2 protein-coding genes are annotated in these 6344 nt (G+C 38.1%); both read left to right on the forward strand.

Annotated elements, in window-relative coordinates; translation table 11 throughout:
• Positions 1-329 (forward strand): T9SS type A sorting domain-containing protein (locus BLW20_RS14165; RefSeq protein WP_143037823.1); only part of this gene is annotated, 329 nt, incomplete at its 5' end.
• Between the two features lie 142 nt (positions 330-471).
• Positions 472-6344 (forward strand): Ig-like domain-containing protein (locus BLW20_RS14175; protein WP_143037824.1); only part of this gene is annotated, 5873 nt, incomplete at its 3' end.

Below are 6344 nucleotides of genomic sequence, written 5' to 3' on the forward strand. Positions count from 1 at the left end.
AAACAACGTATTACGGAATCTTAATCGGAGCAAACGGATGTGGAAGCTTGCCATTGGCAGTTGAAGTAACCGTTAGTTTATCAGTTCAGGAGTTAGATCTGGCACAGTTAAGCTACTATCCTAACCCGGCAGATTCGGAATTGAATATAAGCTATATTGAAGAGATCAATAAAGTTGAAATCTTTACCATTACCGGTCAAAAGGTATTAAGTAAAGAATTTAAATCGCGTGAGGTTAAGGTAGATCTTTCTGGTTTAAGTGCAGGAACTTATATGCTAAGAATCCAAACCGAAAAGGCTTCGCAATTCATTAAAATTATTAAAAAATAAAAATTAATAATCTTTGATATTAAACCTGGCTTACAAAATTGTAAGCCAGGTTTTTTTATTGTTAATTTTTTGTTATATATATATAGTTGTTATATATTTATAAATTAATTTTTTACTTATTCACTTTTTAAAACTAAAACATATGAAAAAAATTACGCAAATGTGCGTATTAATGTTTCTACTCTTTATAGGATATACTAGCAAAGCACAAGTAGCTTCATATACCTTCACAAACCAAATAGGAACATTTACGCCTAATTCGACGAGTGCGACCAATGTATCTGCTGTTGAGGCAGATTCTGGTATAAGTGCAACTTTACCCATAGGTTTCAACTTTGTATACGGAACAAGTACCTATACAAATTTTTTTATGAGTAGTAATGGATTTATTTCATTAGGTTCAACAGGAAGTACTCTTACTACGAATGATTTATCTGCAACAAATGCTACGAATAGACCAATAATAGCTCCGTTGTGGGATGATTTAGATGGGAGAGCGACTGTAAACTCAAATAATGTATCAAAAGCATCTTATGAACTTACAGGTACTGCTCCTAATCGTGTATTAACTGTAGAATGGCTAAACTGGGAATGGAATTATGCCTCAACAGATCCTGTAATATCATTTCAAGTAAAGTTATATGAAACAACAAATGTAATACAATTCGTATATCGCCAAGAATCCGGATCAATTAATGGTACAGGTTCTGCATCTATAGGAATAAATGAAGCAACAGGCAGTGGCAATGGTTCATTTTTAAATTTGAATACCAATCTGTCAACTCCAACTGTAACGAGTACTGTTTCGGTAACTGATATAAGCACAAAACCATCAAACAATCAAGTATTTACATTTACCCCCCCTGCGTGTCTATATAAGGGAACAGTAAGTGTAACAAATATTAATGTACCTACTGCTACATTAAATTTATCTATTCCGGCGAGTACTCCGATGGATTTTTATGTAACTGAAGGGACAGAACCCACAAGTTCTACAACTCCAACAGGAACAATTGCTACAGGTACTTCATCTTTACCGCTTACAGGTCTTTTTCCGAGTTCTATTTATACTGTTTATGTTAAGTATGCTTGTACAGCTTTAGGATCAGGATGGTTTAACACAACTACATTTAAAACCCCTTGTGGAGTTGTTGGTAATTTCTTTGAAGGTTTTGAAAAAACAGATACAGGAACTTCTTCCAATAACACCTATCCTTATTGTTGGGACTATATAGACACAGTAACAACTTCCGGATATGGATATGTAAGTACGAGTTCTGCAAGAACAGGTAATAACGGATATTATGCTTATCGTAGCAGTTCTACAGGAGCTGCTTATAATGGAGATGTAATATTAATATCTCCGGAAACAGACAATTTAGGTAACGGTACCAAACAAATCCGTTTCTGGGCAAAAGCATCATCAAGTAGCTATGTTACCAACCATAAATTTGAGGTGTATCGTATGGATGGTATCACTTCGTCTGCAAATAAAACGCTATTGCAGGGAAATATTCCTTTAACTGATTCTTGGCAGGAATTTATAATACCTTTGCCAGTTACCACTGACGATTATTTTGCTTTTTCTTTTGAACGAAGTGGTGGAACGGCGGGCGTATATTTGGACGATATTTACTATGAAGATTTAGATACCTGTCTTTATCCAACTGGCATAACAATTACTAATATTACACAAACAGGAGCCGATATATCATGGACCGCGTCAACATCTACAAGTGTTACTGCTTACGAATATGAAGTACGCAGTTCAGGTGCACCAGGATCAGGTACCACTGGATTGGGTGCAACAGGGACTACTACTAATGCAACTACAACATCTGCTACTGTTTCAGGCTTAAATCCGTCTATAAATTATACGGTTTATGTTCGTAGTATATGTGGTACATCAATAGGAAGATGGATACCTGTTCCAGTGTCTTTTTATACGTTATGTGGAGTTATAACAGGTAATTTCTTTGAAGGTTTTGAAAATACAGCTATCGGAACTTCTTCCAATAATACGCATCCTGATTGTTGGGACTATATAGACACAGTAACTACTTCTGGTTATGGATATGTAAATGATGGTACTGCATACGCACATAGTGGAAACAATGGATATTATACTTACCGTACTAGTACCACAGGAACTTCTTATGATGGAGATATCTTTTTAATATCGCCTGAAACAGCTGATTTAGGGAATGGTAGCAAACAAATTCGTTTTTGGGCAAAAGTATCTTCGAGCTCATATATCAGTACGCATAAGTTCGAAGTGTATAGTATGGATGGTACCACTTCATCGGCAAATAAAACGCTGTTGCAAGGCAACATACCTTTAACGGATACATGGCAAGAATTCATCATTCCTTTACCTGTTACTACTGACGATTATTTCGCATTTTCTTTTGAACGAAACGGAGGGGCATCTTACGTATATTTAGATGACATTTATTACGAAGACATAACACCTTGCATATTTCCCGGGAACTTAACAGTAACCAATATTACAAGTACTACAGCAACCATATCTTGGAATGCGTCTATAGCCACAGGAGTAACTAGTTATGAATATGAAGTGCGTAGTTCGGGAGCTCCAGGATCAGGTGCCACAGGCTTGGAAGACTCCGGGAGTATCACTGCACCTGCTACTACAAAAAATATTATGGGATTAACCGGTAATACAAACTACACGGTTTATATTCGTAGTGTATGTGGAGCTTCTCCTGGAATCTGGACCACTTATCCTGTAAATTTCCAAACAGCTTGTGCTACTTTTGGTAATTTTTATGAAGAATTTGATGCTACAGCAACCGGTTCATCAACAAATAATACAGTTCCAACTTGTTGGGCTTATATAGGAGCTACAAGTGGCTATTATGGCTATACTTCAACAGATGCGACAAGAACCAGCGGAGGTAAAGGCTTTAGATATTATAAAACAACTGCAACTGCATCTGATGATTTGTTATTGGTTTCTCCACCAACAGATAATTTAGGTAATGGATCTAAACAGGTTAGGTTTTGGGTAAAAGTAGTTTCAGGTACTGCCAATGTACCCGTATATACTTTAGATGGAAATACAGCTACTGCTACCAAGACCCAAATTGCATTAATCCCGGTAAACACAACTTGGACGGAATATACGGTGGTTTTACCTGTTACTACAGATGATTATTTTGCAATAGGCTATTTAGATAACTCTTCAAGTACTCAGTTGTATTTAGACGATGTTTACTATGAAGATGTACCACCTCCTACTATTACAGATGTGAACAAGACAGATGTTTTATGTCATGGTGCAAATACAGGAGAGATTAGTGTTGAAGTAGAAGGTGGAGTTTTGCCACTTACTTATGACTGGACACCAGCGGTTAGTACTACTGATTCAGCTACAGGTTTGGCGGGTGGTACCTATACCGTAACAGTAACCGATGCCTTAAACAGAACAGTAACAGAAACAGTAACAATTAACGAGCCAACAGCGATAGTGTCTAATTCAATTGTAACAAATATCAGCTGTAACGGAGCGAATGATGGAAGTATCACTATTGCTCCAACCGGTGGTGTGGGACCTTATACTTATTTATGGAACACGAATGATACAGGTACGGCTCTTACAGGCTTATCAGCGGGTACCTATTCAGTTACTATAACAGATGCGAGTGGTTGTACTTTAGTAGAAGATGTAACAATCATAGATCCGGATGTTTTAGACGCAACAGGTACGCAGACCGATGTAAGCCTATATAACGGCAATGACGGTGAAGCTGTTGTAACAGTAACCGGAGGCACGAGTCCTTATACATACGCTTGGTCTCCGTCAGGAGGAACAAGTGATACGGCATCAAACTTAACAGCCGGTACCTACACAGTAGTAGTAACAGATGCAAATGGTTGTACAACAACAGAGGTTTTCACAATCACGCAGCCTATTCCGTTAATGTTCCAATCCGTATCACAAACAAATGTAAGCTGTAACGGTGGAAGTGACGGTACAGCGACCGTTTCAGTTATAGGTGGAAATGCTCCATACACTTACTTATGGACACCGACGGGAGGAACCAGCGAAACCGCTACAGGTTTACCGGCGGGCGTTTATAATGTAGAAATAACAGATTCTACTTCAAACACCATTACAGAAAGCTTTACCATTACAGAGCCGGGAGTAATTGTTCCAACAATATCTAATAAAAAAGATGTGCTGTGTAATGGAGCTAAAAACGGAAGTGCCACAGTAACTGTTACAGGAGGAATAGCACCATTTACCTACATATGGTCTAACGGAACAACAACTACAAATGCTACCGTTAATAATTTAGATGTGGGAACTTATACTGTAATGATAACCGATGCAAATGGTTGTAGTTCTGTTACACCGGCAACAGTAACCATTACACAACCTGCAGCTATCGTTATCAATAGTGCAAACACAACAAACGTTAGTTGTTATGGTCAAAATGATGGATCTGTAACCGTTTCTGTTTCCGGAGGTGTTGGCCCTTATACTTACACATGGTCAAACGGTCAAAGTGGAACAACAATCAGTAACTTAACAAAAGGTAATTATACCGTAACGGTAACCGATGTTAATAACTGTTCAAAAACGCAAACGTTTACTATTACCGAGCCGGCATTTGTTAATGCTCCTGTTGCAAACAATCCAAACTTCTGTGCAGGGCAAAACGCTACCTTGAATGATATCGTTATTACGGGAAGTAATATTAAATGGTATAATTCGTCAACAGGCGGTAATGTATTACCGGCAAGTACCGTATTAACCAACGGAACAACCTATTATGCATCACAAACAGTAGGAACATGTGAAAGCAGCACAAGAACAGCAGTTCAGATCACTTTGGGTCAGGGGTCACCATTGTCAACCACGCAGTTGAATGTTTGTAGCAATACAAGAATCCAGAACATGACAATCGACGGTTTTAATTATACACAGTTAAAATGGTATGATAGTGCAACAAGCACCACTCCGTTGGTATCAAGTCAATTGCTTGCAACACAAACGTACTACATAAGTTCGGTTACAGGAACCTGTGAATCGTCAAGACAAGCAGTTCAGGTTACGGTAGCAGCTACAGTGCCGGCACCTACCGCTTCAGCACAAACGGTTTGCAGCAATACAACCTTAAACGATTTGGTTGTTACAAAAGATCCAAACGCAACTTTAAACTGGTATTCGTCCACACAATCTATGATTCCATTGGCAAATACCACTGTGGTAACTTCAGGAACGTATTATGTACAACAAGTTATAGGTAATTGTGAATCATCACGTGTTGCTGTTGCCATACAGGTAACCAATGTTACAACGCCTTCAATTGCATCCATTACAACATGTGAAGGTATTACAATTGGAGATTTAAATATCATTGGATCAACTAATTATATTTGGTACACAGATAACAGCACAACAACGGCATTGCCTGATACATATGTGATCACATCGGGAACTTATTACATAGCCAACGAGTTCTCAGGATGTATTTCAGCAAGAAAAAATGTTGCAGTTAATGTTTCGGCCAGACCCGGAAGTCCAACAGGACAAACTGCACAAATATTTGGACCTACAAAAATGGTTTCAGATATAAAAATGGATCAACCTAATGTAAGCTGGTTTGGAAGTTACGATGATGCGGTAAAACAGATCAACGAAATTCCTAAAACTACCCAATTGCAAGATCAAACCTATTACGGAATCTTGACAAACGCTAACGGTTGCGGCAGTATGCCAACGGCAGTTGAAGTAACTATCAGTTTAGGAGTTCAGGAGTTAGATCTGGCACAGTTAAGCTATTATCCTAACCCGGCAGATTCGGAATTGAATATAAGCTATATTGAAGAGATCAATAAAGTGGAAATCTTCACCATTACCGGTCAAAAGGTATTGGTTAAAGAATTTAAATCAAATGAAGTGAAGGTGGATCTTTCAGGATTAAGTTCAGGAACCTATATGGTAAGAATACAAACCGAAAAGGCTTCGCAATTCATTAAAATCAT

This window comes from Paenimyroides marinum, from assembly GCF_900108395.1.
Lineage (GTDB): Bacteria > Bacteroidota > Bacteroidia > Flavobacteriales > Flavobacteriaceae > Flavobacterium > Flavobacterium marinum.